At 67.3% G+C, this 16276-nt stretch carries 8 protein-coding genes and 1 tRNA gene; 4 read left to right on the top strand and 5 right to left on the bottom strand.

The genetic code is table 11. The features are described 5' to 3' along the window. Positions 1–96: 96 nt before the first annotated feature. From GM1_RS18235 to GM1_RS18220, 4 genes are all read right to left on the bottom strand, one after another. Positions 97–169, bottom strand: a tRNA-Arg gene (locus GM1_RS18235). A gap of 67 nt (positions 170–236) precedes the next feature. Beyond that, positions 237–2828 (bottom strand): AAA family ATPase, encoded by a 2592-nt coding sequence (locus tag GM1_RS18230; RefSeq protein WP_008381303.1) that lies wholly within the window; start codon positions 2826–2828, stop codon positions 237–239. After that, positions 2825–4090: a metallophosphoesterase family protein gene (locus tag GM1_RS18225; RefSeq protein WP_008381301.1), complete on the bottom strand. Its 1266-nt coding sequence runs from the start codon at positions 4088–4090 to the stop codon at positions 2825–2827. The genes GM1_RS18230 and GM1_RS18225 overlap by 4 nt, the downstream gene beginning before the upstream one ends. 83 nt (positions 4091–4173) lie before the next feature. Continuing rightward, positions 4174–5343 (bottom strand): serine hydrolase domain-containing protein, encoded by a 1170-nt coding sequence (locus GM1_RS18220; protein WP_008381300.1) that lies wholly within the window; start codon positions 5341–5343, stop codon positions 4174–4176. 125 nt (positions 5344–5468) lie between these two features. Here GM1_RS18220 and GM1_RS18215 point away from each other — a divergent pair, with 125 nt between their 5' ends. Then, the gene (locus GM1_RS18215; protein ID WP_081604329.1) at positions 5469–6134 is read left to right on the top strand and encodes a TetR/AcrR family transcriptional regulator; all 666 of its coding nucleotides are present in this window, start codon (positions 5469–5471) and stop codon (positions 6132–6134) included. On the opposite strand, the gene GM1_RS18210 is transcribed toward GM1_RS18215, so the two are convergent. Continuing rightward, entirely contained in the window at positions 6126–7619 is a 1494-nt protein-coding gene (locus tag GM1_RS18210; RefSeq protein ID WP_008381298.1) for a DHA2 family efflux MFS transporter permease subunit, read from the bottom strand. The two genes, GM1_RS18215 and GM1_RS18210, sit on opposite strands and share 9 nt — an antisense overlap. Positions 7620–7775: 156 nt before the next feature. Between GM1_RS18210 and GM1_RS18205 the strand changes: the two genes are divergently transcribed. From GM1_RS18205 to GM1_RS18195, 3 genes are all read left to right on the top strand, one after another. Next, positions 7776–8609 carry a hypothetical protein gene (locus tag GM1_RS18205; RefSeq protein ID WP_008381297.1) on the top strand — a complete coding sequence of 278 codons (834 nt, stop codon included), beginning with the start codon at positions 7776–7778 and terminating at the stop codon, positions 8607–8609. Next, positions 8606–12220, top strand: a complete 3615-nt coding sequence (locus tag GM1_RS18200) for an ABC transporter ATP-binding protein (protein ID WP_157436175.1) — start codon at positions 8606–8608, stop codon at positions 12218–12220. Before GM1_RS18205 ends, GM1_RS18200 begins: the two co-directional genes overlap by 4 nt. Before the next feature lie 154 nt (positions 12221–12374). Next, positions 12375–16100 (top strand): multifunctional oxoglutarate decarboxylase/oxoglutarate dehydrogenase thiamine pyrophosphate-binding subunit/dihydrolipoyllysine-residue succinyltransferase subunit, encoded by a 3726-nt coding sequence (locus GM1_RS18195; RefSeq protein ID WP_008381295.1) that lies wholly within the window; start codon positions 12375–12377, stop codon positions 16098–16100. The last annotated feature ends 176 nt before the right edge of the window (positions 16101–16276 follow it).

Here is a 16276-nt window from a genome sequence, read left to right as displayed (position 1 = left end):
TATTGCCCTCGGGTACTCATCTCAGTACTGAGTTTGGGAGTTCGCCCAGGCCAACTGAAAAGCCCACGCGCATGGCGTGGGCTGTACAGACACTTGTGCCCCCCGCAGGATTCGAACCTGCGACCTTCTGCTCCGGAGGCAGACGCTCTATCCCCTGAGCTAGGGGGGCGGGTCAAGCGAGAGCAACATTAGCGCACCTGCTCCGTGCGTCCCAACACCGGGGGCGGTCCAGTGCGTCAGACGGCGATCAGCGTCGCATCGCGGACGTCGCGATAGCGGTCGGGCGTGCAGGTCAGGACGATGATCTGAGAGTCGCCTGCGGAATGGCCGAGGACCTGAGCCATGGACGACAGCCGTTTGGGGTCGGAGTAGCCGAGCGCGTCGTCCAGGATCACCGGCACGCCGTCGGCCTGGTCGACGAGAGACGCACACGCCAGCCGCGCGAGCAGGCCCAGCTGCTCGCGCGCCCCGCCCGACAGCGATTCGACGTCGACGGTCACCCCGTCGAGGGTGCGCGTCTGGATCTGGAAGTCGTCCGCGACTCCGAACCGCACGCCTTCTCCGAACACGGGGCCTGCCAACTCCTCGAGACGGCGCGTGAACGGGTCGACGTACCTGGCCCGGGTCTCGGTCCGCTTGCGTTGGAGCGTCTCGAACAGCACCCGCGCACCGGCCGCGCGGTCGGTCACTCGGCGCAGCGTCGCAGCAGCCGCATCGTTCTCGGCGACGGCGTCGGACAGTTCGTCGAAGCGGCCGTCGCTCCTGCACACCTCTAGTCGGGTCGTCAGTTCCGTCTGCGTCTTGCGTTCGTCCGCGATCTTCGTGCGGGTGCGGTCCAGCGCCGCTTCCGCCTCGTTGAATCGTGCACGCACGCCAGGGACGTCCATCCGCGTGGCGTCGAGCGCAATTCTCGACGCCACAACCCGTGCGTTCTCCAGGTCTGTCGCCGCGGCCGACGATGCCGACACCAAGTCGGCGTCGCTCGCATCCGCCACTGCCCGCACGATCTCCTCACGCAGGGCGACCACCGTCTGAGCTGCCCGTTGACCGGAGGTCTCCCACACCTCAGCGCGACTGGAATGCTCGCGCACTCGCGCCGACTCCACATCGCGAGCCCGTTCGGCTGCGGAATAGGCGTTCGCCGCGTCGCGCTCACGGACACGCAGCGCGCCGAGGTCGTCGACCTCACCCGGCTCGACGTCTGGAATCCGCGCGTCGACCGCGGCCCGCTCGGACGTCAGGTCATCGACGCTGTGCTCACCGAGTTCTCTCCGAAGCGCTCTTTCCACCTCGCGGATCCGGCCGAGCGCCTCGGTGCGTCGTGCTGCGGCCGGGACCACGTCCGACAGTCGCTCGACACCACATCGGTCGACGAGTGCGGTCGCCTCGTCGCGCAGCGCTTCGAGTTCGTCGGCCGACGCCTGCGCGTCGGTGCCCGGCACCACGCGCACGCGGACGTCAGTCGCGTCGACGGACAACGCTCGCCCAGCCTTCACAGTGATCTCGTCGGTGACCGCCTCCCCGTCGACGGTCACGCCACCGCCGAGAGGGGTGACGATCACGGTCGGGGCTCCGGCGTCGACACGCGCTTGAGCTGCAGCGATCGCGCGGTCCAAGTCGACTGCGCGCGACGCATCGGCGTCGGTCGCGACAAAGTCGGCCGCAACCTTCACCGCACCGGACAGTTCAGCTTGCAGTCGCGCCGCCTCGGCGAGGGTCGCATCGAGCTCGGCACGACGGCGGCGGTCGCGCGCGACGACTTCTGCAGCCTCGGCTGTGACTATTCGCTCACGCAGGGCCGCCAGCCGCTCCTGTGCCGCGGTCGCCTCGATGCCGAGCTCTTCGGCGCGCTCGGCGGCCACACGGGCATCATTCCGCGACGACTCGACAGCGGCACGCCCGGATGCGACGTCCGACTCCGCCTGTCCGAGACGCGCGCGAAGGTCTTTGCGTTCGGCGACCGCCTTCGCGGCTGCGGCTGCCTCGGCCTGCCGCTGAGCGACGACGGCCTTCGACTTGTCGAGCTTCTCCACAACAGCGTCGGCTTGGGCGACCTCGGCAGCCAGCCTGGCCACTTCGACGCGTTGCTCGGACTCCAACTCCGCGTATTCGGCGATGGCGGCGGCGACACCGGGCAGTCGGTCCGTCGCCTCCTGAACGGTGGCGAGGATCCGTTCCCGCTCCGCGACCGCACTCGACGCATCGGCGGCCGCCCGCTCGGCAGCCAACAACTCCCCGGTCGGCCTGCCCTGCGCCGCAGTGAAGTAACGCTGGTATTCGGCTGTGACTGCAGCGAGAAGGTCTTGCGTCTGCAGGCTCTCCCCGGCCTGATCCACGTCGACGTCCCCCGCCGCTCGGTCGAGAGCCCTGGACAACGCGGAACTGTCCGTCAGCGCCCCCAACTCAGGATCAGTCGACTGCAGCAGACTCAATGCCCGGTACAGCGTGCGGTCGAGTGACGCATCGAGGATCTGCTCGACGCGCTCGTGGGCCGCTCTGCCGGTCAACTGTTCGGGTTTCGGCTCCAGGATTGTCAGAGACGTCTCAGGCGCTTTATTGAAGCGTTTGAAGTACTCGAAACGCCATGGCCCACAAGAGATCTCGGCAGTCACTTCGCTGCCGACGTCGCGGCCGGACGGCTGCACGGCCCGCACGCTCGCCTTGCTGCTCTTGTCGCGCGTCGTCAGCAGCAGGTCGAGTGCCTCGACCATCGACGACTTGCCCGCCTCGTTCTCGCCTTCGATCACCGTGACGCCGGTGTCGGCGAACTCGACGTCCCGCTCGACGACGCCGCGGAAGTTCACGACCTTCAGCCGGTGGACCCTCACGCTCGACTCCCCGCCAGGCGCAAGAGCAACGACAGCGCCGATCGCGCCTCGGGTTCGTCGGTCGCCCTGTCGGCGATCTCCGCCGCCGCCAGCGCGGCGTATCCCTGCAGGTCGAGGCTGTCGAGATCGGCGTCGTCGGACGTCACGACGAGGTGATGTTCGCGATCCCAGGTCGTCAACGCCGCGAATCGGTCGCCGAACTCGTCGAACAGTTCGTCCAGAGCGACGTTCTCCGCCACGGTCAGCGTGCCGACGAGACCGAGTTGCACCACGGTCTGAGGCTTGTCGGTGATCGTGCTCAGCGTCGCCCGCAGCCGGTCGACGTCGGCGATCGAGTTCATGTCCTGGGTCAGCGTGCGGAACGCCCACCGGCCGACGCGGTGCCGCTGAACGTCGATCGACCGCTCCCCGCCTCGCCGCAGGGTCACCTGCAGCACGTGGCCGGGCTCGGTCTCCACGTTGTCGAACGCCGTGACCTCTGGTGCGCCCGAATACCAGACCCGCCCGGTTTTGCCGACGGACGTGACAGAGTGACGGTCGCCGAGGGCGACGTAGTCGACGAGCCCCTCCGTGGTCGCGGCGTCGACGCCTGCACTGGCGACGATCGACGGATCCGGATTGGGACTGAGGCTGTCCATACCGCCGTGGCCGACGACGATCCGGATGTCGTCCGACGGTCCGAGGGCGGCCAGCTGGTCGGCGATCAGATCGGACGACGGGTGTTTGGTGTGCCACGGCGCCGCAACGATGCTCACCCCTTCGCGGATGCGGATCACCCCCGGCTTGTCGAGAACGTGGACGTTCGCCGGGCACGCACGCACGAACTCCGCCGACGTGTACACGCTTGTCGCGTCGAGTGGGTCGTGGTTGCCGGGCAGCAGGTAGACGGGGACCGGATAGTCCCCGAGCGAATCAAGCGTCCTGCGGATGATGCGGGTGGAGACTCGAGGATCGTCGAACACATCACCGCAGACCACGACGAACTCTGCGCCGGTCTCCGCGGCCACCTCACCGATGCGTACGACGGCGGCGTCGCGGGCCGCGGCATACGTGTGCTGGGACTCGCCTGGGAGGAAGCGGCGAGTCATCCCGAGCTGCCAGTCGGCGGTGTGAAGGAAGGTGACTTCTGGATCGACGGCCGGAGCAGGCGGAGCAGACGCCACTCGGCGCTTCGGCGTCGCCTTCTTCCTTGTCGGGGCAGGGGCGGGCTCGGGGAGATCAAGCTCGAAGAGAGGCTCCATCTCGTACATCGACTGGCTCACCGCTCCCCCTCTCCTGATCTCAGCGATCGACTCGCCTGAAATACTACGAGCGGGGTCTGACAATTCCCGATTCCGGCACGCGGTCAGTCGCGAGAAGTGATCCGATCGGCCATCGCGCGGAACGCGGGCAGCGCCTCTTCCATATTTGTGTCGGCCTGCAGATCCTCACTGTTCTGCGCGATCACGACGTTGTCGCGAGGCGACACGTACACGTATTGGCCGAGAATTCCGACGGCCAGGAAGTCGCCTCGGTCACCGTCGCCGAGCCACCACTGGTAGCCGTAGCCGTACACCGATCCGTCGTACAGCTCACCGTTCGCGACCTGCGCCGACTGCGCTGACGTCGCTTCCTTGACCCATGCGGCGGGCACCACCTGGCGACCGTTCACCACACCGCCGTTCACGAACAACTGGCCGAAGCGCGCGAAGTCGCGGGTGGTCGCGTGATACGAGGCGTACGCGATCGCCGAACCGTAGTAGTCCTCACCGACCGGCGTCGGGTTCTTCATCCCGGCCGGCTTCCAGATGTTGTTCTGCACGAATGCGGCGAGCGGCTGACCACTGGTCTTGGTCACGAGGCGGCCGAGGACAAACGTGTCGAGCGAGGCGTAGTTGAACTTCTTGCCCGACGGCATCCTCCGGACCGACTGGCGGGCCTGATCGATCAACGGCTGCCCGAGCACCATCCGGATCGTGGTACCGGTCGCCCCGTCGGTGACGTTCGCGTAGTTCGACTCGTCGTACCTCTGACCGGACGACATCTGCAGGATGTGCTTGATCGGCACGCCGTCGTATCCGGAGCGCTTCAACTCCGGGAGGTACTTCGTGATCGGATCGTCGACCGATTTGATGAGGCCCTTGCCGACCGCGATGCCGACTGCCGTCGAGGTGATCGACTTGCCGACCGACCACGAGTTGAAGTGACTGTTCATCGTGTAGCCGGCGAAGTAGCGCTCGTCGAGGATCTTGCCGTCGTGGAGCACGACGAGCGCGCGTCCGGACGTGCGACGAAGGTAGTCGTCGAAGGTCCGCGTCTTGCCCTGGTAGCGATACGTCGCGTCGAGTCGTCCGGGGACCCTCGGGAGTTCGACGGGAGTCAACGACGGCGCCATGGTCGTCGTCTTGTAGAAGATCACGTGCGGCAGAACGGGGAGCGACTCCGGCTCCGGCACCGCGCCGGCCGGCGCTGCGACGAGACCGAGGGACACGGCGACCGTTGCAGTGACGGCTGCGGCGCGATGACGAATGAGCACGGGTGAGCTCCTTGGGAGGGATCTGCTCGAGTGGAACGACTCGAATGCAACCACCTTGTCACCACAGTTGTCAACAGCGGTGACATCACCGAAACGACACAGCCGCGGCACGTAGGATCACCGGTGTGCCGACTACTCCAGACGCCCCGCGCCCCCGACTGACACGCGATCGGGTGATCGACGCGGCAGTTGCGATCATGGACTCCGACGGCGCGGACGCGCTGACCTTCCGCAGCCTCGGCCGGGCCCTCGACGTCGACCACACCGCTGTGCTCCGGCATTTCCGGAACAAGAACGACCTGCTCCTCGCACTCGCCGACCGCCTGCTCCGGGAGGCAGTGAGCGCGATCGAGCCCTCGAACGATTGGCGCGAGACCCTCCGCGTGCTCGGCCACAGCGTGCGCAACGCCTGCCGGACGCATCCCCACGTGGCGGTGGCCGTCGCGGGGCGAACCGTCCGCAGCGAGGCCGAGTTCGCCGGGGCCGACCTCGTCATCGGGGCGTTGCTGTCCGCCGGAATCGAGGGCGCCGAGGCAGCGTCGTACTACCGCGCGCTCGTCGACGTGGCTCTCTCGTACGCGGCTCTCGAGGCGGCCATCGCCACCCTGCCGGCCGACGATCTCGCTGCCGACCGCCTCGCGTGGAGTCGCGAGTACCAGTCTGTGGACCCGGATCGTTTCCCCAACCTGGCGTCTGTCGCGGAGCATCTCCCGGACGTCGACGACCAAGACCAGTTCGAAGTCGCACTAGGCCTGTTCATCGACGCGATCGAAGTCCGCGCCTCACGCTGACAGAGAGTCCTTCGCGGGGGCGGGCGCACCCTGGTGGGCGGGCCGCTTGAGGAAGAGCGTCGCGACGAAGCCGATGACCAGCATGCCCGCGGCCAAATAGATCGACTGGCCCATCGCGTCGGCGAATCCGCCGCGGATCATCTCGGGGAGTTGCCCGGTCGCGCCGCCTTCACTGTGGTCGAAGTCCGCGCCGGGGACGTTGGCCGCGAGACGCGACATCATCAACGCACCGATCGCCGACGAACCGATGACCGACCCGACGACTCGTGTCGTGTTGTAGACGCCCGCACCGGCGCCCGCCTGATGCCATGGGAGGTCTCGTGTGGCCGTCGCCGCGAGGGGCGCCCAGATGCCGGCGCTCGAGACGCCCATGAGCATCGTCGGCAGCAGCAGGAGCCAGACCGGCGTCTCCGGATGGAACACGAAGCCCGCCCACGCAGTGGCGATCGCATATCCGAGCAGTCCGGTCGCGACGATCAGACTGGGGTGCACCCGGTCGAGGATCCGGCCGACGATCGGCGCGAGAATGCCCGTCAGGACCGCCATCGGGACCATGACCAGCGCGGATCGGGTGGGCGACATCCCGCCGACGAGCTGCAGGAAGAACATGATCGGGATCATCGAACCGGAGACTGCGAAGCCCATCGACATGATTCCGATGTTCGACAGCGTGAAGTTGCGGTTGCGGAAAAGACTCAGCGGCACCAGCGGCTCGGCGCGCATCTTGCTCTCCCACAGCACGAACAACACCATGAAGACGATGCCGCCGCCGATCAGGCTCCAGATCCATGCGGCCCAGTCGTAGCTCTCACCCTCTTGAATGCCGAACACGATAGCCGTGAGTCCCGCAGCGGACAGGATCACTCCGATCCAGTCGAACCTGTGGTCGTGCGTCTCGACGTCGGGCACCAGCATCTGCGCCAGAACCAGGCCGATCAGACCGACCGGCAAGTTCACGAAGAAGATCCACTCCCAGCCGAACGAGTCCGTGAGGATTCCGCCCAGCAGCGGGCCGACGAGGGTGGCGACGCCCGCGACGGTTCCCCAGACACCCATCGCGGCACCGCGACGCTCAGGCGGGAAGATGCGCGTGATCAACGCCATCGTCTGAGGCGTGATGAGAGCTGCGCCCAGTCCCTGCACGCCGCGGGCGACGATCAGCTCGCCGATCGAGTCGGCCAGCCCGCACCAGAGGCTCGCGAGGGTGAACACCAGCAGACCCGCCTGGTACACCTTCTTCGGTCCGATCTTGTCTCCGAGCCGGCCTGCGATCAGCAGCGGCACGGCGTACGTCAGCAGGTATGCGCTCGTCACCCACACGATTCCACTGACGCTCGCGTCGAGCGCATCCTTGATTTGGGGCTGCGCGACGGCCACGATCGACATGTCCACGAGGATCATGAAGAAGCCGATGCACAATGCCATCAGGGCCGCCCATGGACGGTCCGTGACCGGCTTGAAAGCCGATCCGCCTGGAACTGACATATCTGACTCCCCCTGTGGTACGGCCGGAACAGCAGTGAAGGTTATCACCGTTCACCGACACCCGACGGACGGGAATAATGGCGTCAGGACGTGGTTGAACGAAGGTGGTTCGCTCCGAACCGCCGGCCCAACTGCCGCACAGAACGGAGAAACGACATGTTCGGTAAGAAGCAGTCCGCTCCCCAGCTCGCTCCCGCACCTTCGGCTCAGCTCGACGGGTCCGTCGAGGTGCCGCGTGGAAAATCATCCGGCTTCGTCGTGAGCACGCTCGTCGACAAGGCGCAGCGCCTCCAGCAACCTGCGGTCACCAAGTACGTGGCGAGCATTCGACGTCGCCACCCCGACGAGACCCCCGAGCAGATCATCCGGCGGCTCGAGAAACAGTACATCAACACCGTGACCGCGTCGGGTGGCGCCGTCGGCGCCGCGGCCGCCGTCCCGGGTGTCGGCACGGTGACCGCGATCGGCGCGATGTCGGCCGAGACCGTCTTCTTCATCGAGGCGTCGGCGCTGCTCGCACTCGCGATCGCGGAGGTCCACGGGATCAGCCCCGCCGACACCGAGCGTCGACGGATGCTGGTGTTAGGCGTGGCGCTGGGCGAGGAGGGCACCGCTCTGATCGGCAAGGCGATCGGCGCCCGGGGCAAGACCGCGATGACGCAGCTCAATGTGCCCGGAATCCCCGGAGTCAATCTTGCCACGATCAACAAGACGCTCACGAACCGCTTCGTCAAGAAGTTCACCCTCGGCAAGGCCCCGGTGATGTTCGGCAAGGTGCTGCCCGGCGGCATCGGTGCCGTGATCGGCGGTGTCGGCAACCGCGCACTCGGCAGCGCGGTGGTCCGCAACGCACGCGAGGCGTTCGGCACTCCACCGACCTTCTGGCACGACGGCGCCTCCGTCATCGAAGGCAGCCTGGCGACGCCGTCGTCGGGGCGCCGCAAGCGTCTGGCATCGAGCCCGCGAGACACCGCACAGGGGTCCAACTGAGCGGCTGGATCGCGTCACTCGGCGCCGAATGTGTTCGACGCCGCGGTCTCGCCGCCGCAACCCTGACCGTGACGCTCGGGGCGGTCGCCGTCGATCTGGCGGCCCCGCTGCTGGTCAAAGCCGCGATCGACGTCGCCACCGGAGACCCGGGCGCCCCGGCGATCGCGCTGAGCACGATCGTCGTGGCGCTCGTGTCGGCAGCCGTGATCCGCTACGCCTGCCAGTTCGGACGACGGATGACTGCGGGTGCGCTTGCAGTCGGGGTCCAGGACCGCCTGCGGAGGCGGATCCTCGACACCCTGCTGCACCTCGACGGCCCCTCGCGGGACACCATCCGGACGGGTCAGATCGTGTCACGGTCGATCAGCGACCTTCAGGTGGTGCAAGGACTTCTCGCGATGACTCCGCTGGCGATCGGCGGTGCGGTGCAAGCGGTGCTCGCGTTCGCCGTCATGGCGTTCCTTTCCCCTGTCCTCACTCTTGTGGCGGTCGGGACGATCCCGCTGCTCGTCCTTCTCGTGTACGTCAGCCGAAAGCGGATGTTCGCCGCCACCTGGTCGGCGCAACAGGCCGCCGCCGACGTCGCGAGCCACGTGGAGGAGACGGTCACCGGCGTCCGGGTGGTGAAGGGCTTCGGGCAAGAGGATCGAGCAACCGATCGGCTCGCCGACCTCGGCACTCGGCTGTATCGGAAGAAGCTGCGTGCGGCGCGCCTCGCCGCGTGGTTCACACCGACCATGACGTCGATTCCCCAGATCGGGACGATCGGCGTCATCGGCCTCGGCGGGTGGCTCACTGCCCGCGGCGATATCACCGCGGGCACCTTCCTGGCGTTCTCCACCTACCTCGCGACCATGACCGGACTCGCCCGCGTTCTCACCAACCTGGTCGTGAACGCTCAGCTCGCGGCCTCGTCGGCCACGCGAGTGTTCGACGTGATCGACCATCCGCGTGACGACGCGTACTCGTCGCACGGCTCACTTCCGAGCGGCCCGCTGGGCATCCGATTCGACGACGTGACGTTCGCTCACGATCGTCGTCGCATCCTCGACGGGCTGTCGTTGACGATCGATCCCGGCGAATGCGTCGCGGTGATCGGTGGGCCCGGCTCGGGAAAGTCGACCCTCGCCGATCTGCTCAGCGGCGTCTACCGACCTCAGTCGGGCACCGTGACGATCGTCGGAGCCGACAGCCGCGTCGACGTGTCAGACCTCGCTCCCGATGTGCTCCACAGTGCTGTCGCGGCGGTCGACGACGAACCGTTCCTGTACTCCGACTCGATCGCGGCGAACATCGGCCTCGGTGACCGAGCCGATCTCAACCGTCCGGCCGTCGAGGAGGCCGCTCGAGCCGCGGCCGCCGACTTCGCGGAGTCGTTCACCGACGGATACGACACTCGCGTCGGTGAACGAGGGCTCACGCTGTCCGGTGGCCAGCGACAGCGGGTGGCGCTGGCCCGGGCGTTGCACGCGCGCACTCCGATCCTTGTGCTCGACGACGCCACGTCCGCTGTGGACGCCGCAACCGAGTCACGCATCCTCGGCCGTCTCCGCGAGCAGGGTTCGACGATGTTGGTCCTGGCGCATCGCGCGTCGACGCTGTCCATCGCAGACCGCGTGGCGGTCCTCTCGCACGGTCGGATCGTCGACATCGGCACCACCGCAGAGTTGGCCACCCGCAGTCCCGAGTTCTCGCGCCTGATGTCGACGACCGACGATGAGGCCGCCGCGGCGCCGGAGACGCTCGAGAGCCTGTGGCCCGGTGTCGCCCAGACCGGTGCCGCCGGAGTGCTCGGCACCGCTGCCGCGTCCCCTGCCCTGGCCGATGCGCTCGCTTCACTTCCGCCGGCCACCGAGGAACCGAACGTCGACGTCGACTCCGCCCGACGGGAACGGCCGGAGTTCGGCCTCGGACAGATCGTTCGGCCGGTTCGCGTGCTGCTCGCCGCCGTCGTGGTGACGATCGGTGTCGACACCCTGGTGGGCCTGGCGTTCCCGACGTTGGCGCAGCGAGTGCTGGCGGCCGACGACACCGGGGTGATCGTCGCCGTCACAGCCGTCGGCCTCGGGCTGATCGCCGTCTCATGGGTCGCGTCACGGATGAACACCATCCTCGCCGCGCGAGCGGGCGAACGTGTCTTGTTCTCGCTGCGCGTGCGCAGTTACGCCCATCTGCAGCGGCTCGGTCTGGACTACTACGAGCGGGAACTCTCCGGGCGCATCATGACGCGCATGACGACCGACGTCGACGCGTTGTCCGGGTTCTTACAGACCGGCATGTCGTCGGCGGTCGTGTCCGTCCTGACGCTCGGGGGCGTCCTCGCCGCGCTGCTCCTGACCGATTGGCGAGTGGCCCTGGCCGTGCTGCCGATCTTCCCGATCCTGATCGTCGCAACGATCGTGTTCCGCCGGATCTCGTCAACGTCGTACACCCGGGCGCGGGAGTTGATCTCCGCAGTCAACGCCGACTTCCAAGAGAACATCGCCGGGCTGTCCACCACACGCGGATACCGTCACGCCGCCGTCGCAACGGAGGCGTTCGGCGCACGGTCGGACGCCTGGTACTCGGCACGCATGAGGTCGCAACGAGCTGTCGCGACCTACTTTCCGTTCATCACGTTCTGCGCGGACCTCGCGACGGCCATCGCCGTCGGAGTCGGCGCGCACCAGATCGCACGAGGCGACCTGCATCCGGCAACACTCGTCGCGTTCGTGCTGTACCTCGCGATGCTGTTCGGTCCGGTTCAGCAACTGACCCAGGTGTTCGACGGTTATCAACAGGCCGCCGTGGGCCTGCGCCGAATCCGCGACCTCGTGACCACGAGGTCGTCGATCGTCGACGTCGCCGACACCGGGCCGGTCGCCTTCGACGGCGATGTGCGTCTGACCGGCGTCGACTTCGCATACGACGAAGCGTCGCGCAATGCACTCACCGACGTCGACCTGCACATTCCCGCGGGCACCTCGCTCGCACTCGTCGGGGCGACGGGCGCAGGCAAGTCGACTGTCGTCAAGTTGCTCGCCCGCTTCTACGATCCGACGTCGGGGACCGTGGCCGTCGACGGCCGCGACCTCCGCGACGTGACTCTGCGCCGATACCGATCACGGCTCGGCGTGGTCCCGCAGGAGCCGCATCTGTTCGCGGGCACCGTCGCCGAGAACATCGCCTACGGGCGACCCGACGCGACTCGCGAACAGATCGCCGACGCGGCCCGTCGAGTCGGCGCGGCGACGATGATCGCCGGTCTGCCCGGCGGCATGGAGTTCACCGTCAGCGAGCGCGGACGGAGTCTGTCGTCCGGCCAACGGCAATTGATAGCGCTCGCGCGGGCCGAGATCGTCGAACCCGATCTGGTTCTGCTCGACGAAGCGACCGCGACACTCGATCAGGCGACGGAGGCCCATGTGCTCGCCGCGGGGGCTGCCCTCGCCCGGCGGCGGACCACCGTCATCGTCGCGCATCGCCTCGGCACCGCCGCCCGGGCGGACGCCATCGCGGTGGTCGACGACGGCCGCATCGTCGAGTTCGGCGCTCACGACGAGCTGTACGGCGCTCACGGGCCGTACCGCCGCCTCTGGGATGCCGGAGATCGTATGATTTCCGCCACATGAAAGTTGTATTCAGCGCGAACGTCACGATGAACACTACGGCGGCGACGCGGTCCGCGTAGGGTTGAGGATTGGCTGGCGCGTAGCGGTCCACAAGACTGCACGAACCCGTCGGCGAGACTACAAAGCACTGGGTGAATTGAGGCGAGACAACGCTGTGAGCAGTTCGATTTCTGAGTCCGACTTCGGACAGAACGAATGGCTGGTCGAAGAAATGTACCAGCGATTCCTGACCAATCCCGACTCTGTGGATCCCAGCTGGCATGACCTGCTGAAGAACTACAGCCCCTCGAACGGCGCAGCTCCTGCCGTCGCAGCGCCGAAGGCGCCCGCAGCCCCCGCTGCCGCGCCCGCAGCCCAGGCCGCTCCGGTCCCGCCGAAGCAGCCGGTCACCCTGGACGCAGAGCCGGAGCGCACCGCTGCGCCTGCCCGCCCGGCACCCGCCCGTGAGGCCGCAGCCACCAAGGCCGCGTCCGGCACGAGCCGCGCTGCGTCGACTGCCAAGCCCGCCAGCAATGATGCGACCGACGAGGCGAAGATCCTCCGCGGACCAGCCGCTGCGATCGTCCGCAACATGACGTCGTCGCTGACGATCCCGACCGCGACGAGCGTCCGCGCCGTCCCGGCCAAGGCGATGATCGACAACCGCATCGTCGTCAACAACCACCTCGCTCGCACGCGCGGCGGCAAGATCAGCTTCACCCACATCCTCGGTTACGCGATCGTCCAGGCGATCAAGGCGTTCCCGAACATGAACAACCATTTCGAGGAGATCGACGGCAAGCCGAACGTCGTCACTCCCGCGCACACCAACCTGGGCCTGGCCATCGACCTGCCGGGCAAGAACGGTCAGCGCACTCTCGTCGTCGCCGCCATCAAGGAATGCGACACGATGGACTTCGCCCAGTTCGTCGCCGCATACGAGGACATCGTCCGACGCGCGCGTGACGGCAAGCTCGGCGCAGCCGACTTCGCAGGCGTCACCGTCTCGCTGACCAACCCCGGCACCATCGGCACCGTGCACTCGGTCCCCCGTCTCATGCCGGGACAGGGCGCGATCATCGGCGCGGGCGCGATGGAGTACCCCGCCGAGTTCCAGGGCTCGAGCGAGGAGCAGCTCGCCACCATGGGCGTCGGCAAGCTGATGACGCTCACCTCGACCTACGATCACCGGATCATCCAGGGCGCCGAGTCGGGCGACTTCCTGCGCACGATCCACAACCTGCTGATCGACGACGCGTTCTACGACGAGATCTTCACGTCGCTGCACATTCCGTACGAGCCGATCCGCTGGCGTCGTGACCTCCCCGCAGGCCTCGTCGACAAGAACACCCGCGTCCTCGAGCTCATCGCCGCCTACCGCAGCCGCGGTCACCTCATGGCCGACACCGACCCGCTGGCCATGGACAGCGACGCGCGCGCCGCGCACCCGGACCTCGACGTCCTCACGTACAACCTGACCCTGTGGGATCTCGACCGGTCGTTCACCGTCGGCGGTTTCCACGGCCAGGACACGATGAAGCTGCGCGACGTCCTGTCGATCCTGCGCGACGCGTACTGCCGCCACGTCGGCGTCGAGTACACGCACATCCTCGATCCCGAGCAGCAGCGCTGGCTGCAGGAACGTGTTGAGATCAAGCACGTCAAGCCGCCGGTGGCCGAGCAGAAGTACATCCTGAGCAAGCTCAACGCCGCAGAGGCGTTCGAGACGTTCCTCGCGACCAAGTACGTCGGCCAGAAGCGCTTCTCTCTCGAAGGCGCCGAGACCGTCATCCCGATGATGGACGCCGTCATCGACCGCTCCGCCGACCACAACGTGCAGGAAGTCGTCATCGGCATGCCGCACCGCGGTCGCCTGAACGTCCTGGCGAACATCGTCGGCAAGCCGTACTCGAAGATCTTCACCGAGTTCGAGGGCAACCTCGGCGAGGCGCAGTCGCACGGCTCGGGCGACGTGAAGTACCACCTCGGCGCCGAGGGCAAGTACTACCAGATGTTCGGCGACAACGAGATCAACGTCTCGCTGACCGCCAACCCCAGTCACCTCGAAGCCGTCGACCCTGTGCTCGAAGGCATCGTCCGCGCGAAGCAGGACCTGCTCGGCGAAGACCACAACTTCGCCATCCTGCCTCTGATGCTGCACGGCGACGCCGCTTTCGCCGGCCAGGGCGTGGTGCCCGAGACCTTGAACATGTCGATGCTGAACGGCTACCGCACCGGCGGCACCGTCCACATCGTGGTCAACAACCAGGTCGGCTTCACCACCGCACCGGAGTACTCGCGCTCCACGCAGTACTGCACCGATGTCGCGAAGATGATCGGTGCGCCGGTCTTCCACGTGAACGGCGACGACCCGGAGGCCTGCGTCTGGGCCGCCAAGCTGGCTGTCGACTACCGCGAGGCGTTCAACCGCGACGTCGTCATCGACCTCGTCTGCTACCGCCGCCGCGGCCACAACGAGGGCGACGACCCGTCGATGACGCAGCCCGCGATGTACGACGTGATCGACAACATCCGCGGTGTGCGCAAGAGCTACACCGAAGCTCTCATCGGCCGTGGCGACATCTCGACGAAGGAGGCCGAGGACGCGCTGCGCGACTACCAGGGCCAGCTGGAGCGAGTGTTCGTCGAGGTCAAGGAGCTCGAGCGCTTCACTCCGGAGGCGTCGCCGTCCGTCGAGGGCGACCAGAAGCTCCGCACCAAGCTCGTGACGTCGGTGCCGCAGGAGCGCCTCCAGCAGATCGGCGACGCGTTCGTCAATCTGCCCGAGGACTTCACTCCGCACCCGCGCGTCAAGCCCGTCATCAAGCGTCGCCACGAGATGCCGACCAAGGGTGACGTCGACTGGTCGTTCGCCGAGTTGATGGCGTTCGGTTCGCTCGTGCAGGAGGGCACCACCGTCCGCCTGTCCGGCCAGGACTCGCGGCGCGGCACCTTCACGCAGCGTCACTCGGTCCTCATCGACCGGGACAACGGCTCGGAGTACACGCCGCTGAACCACCTCGGCGTGGACGGCCCCGGCCGTTTCCTCGTGTACGACTCCCCGCTGTCGGAATACGCAGTCCTCGGCTTCGAGTACGGCTACGCCGTCGCGAACCCGGACGCCCTCGTCCTGTGGGAGGCGCAGTTCGGCGACTTCGTCAACGGCGCGCAGTCGATCATCGACGAGTTCATCAGCTCCGGCGAGGCCAAGTGGGGCCAGCGGTCCGATGTCGTGCTGCTGCTGCCGCACGGCCACGAGGGCCAGGGCCCGGACCACACGTCGGGTCGTATCGAGCGCTTCCTGCAGCTCTGTGCCGAGGGTTCGATGACCGTCGCGCTGCCGTCGACGCCCGCCAGCTATTTCCACCTCCTGCGTCGCCACGTCCACGACGGCATCAGCCGTCCGCTGGTCGTGTTCACGCCGAAGTCGATGCTGCGCAACAAGGCCGCGGTCTCCCCGATCGAGGACTTCACCGACGGCAAGTTCCAGTCGGTGATCGATGACCCGCGCTTCGCCAAAAACGGCGGCGACCGCTCGAAGGTGCGGCGCGTGCAGCTCGTGAGCGGCAAGCTCTACTACGAACTCGCCGCCCGCGCCGAGAAGGACGGCCGCGACGACGTCGCGATCGTCCGCGTCGAGCAGCTGTACCCGGTGCCTCACCGCCGACTGGCCCGCACCCTGGAGCAGTACCCGAACGCGAACGACTTCGTGTGGGTCCAGGAAGAGCCCGCCAATCAGGGCCCGTGGCCGTTCCTCGGTCTCTGGCTGCCCGAGCTCCTTCCCGAGCTGCTGTCGGGTCTGCGCCGCATCTCGCGGCGTCCGATGTCGGCCCCGTCGTCGGGCTCGAGCAAGGTGCACGCCGTCGAGCAGGCAGAGATCATCGACAAGGCCTTCGAGTAAGCCTGATCGACCCAACGCCCGACCCGTCTCTCGACGGGTCGGGCGTTGTCGTTTCCGACGCTCCCCTCAGGTCCCCGAGCGCTCCCCTCTGATCCCCGAGCGCAGTCGAGGGGCGCACCGACGCACCGCAGTCTCATGCGGCACCTACCTGCCTCAGCTCGCTCCTACCTGCTTCA

This window comes from Gordonia malaquae NBRC 108250, from assembly GCF_000344135.1.
Lineage (GTDB): Bacteria > Actinomycetota > Actinomycetes > Mycobacteriales > Mycobacteriaceae > Gordonia > Gordonia malaquae.
The sequence above is the reverse complement of the archived record's forward strand: the minus strand, read 5'-3'. Positions and strand labels throughout refer to the sequence as shown.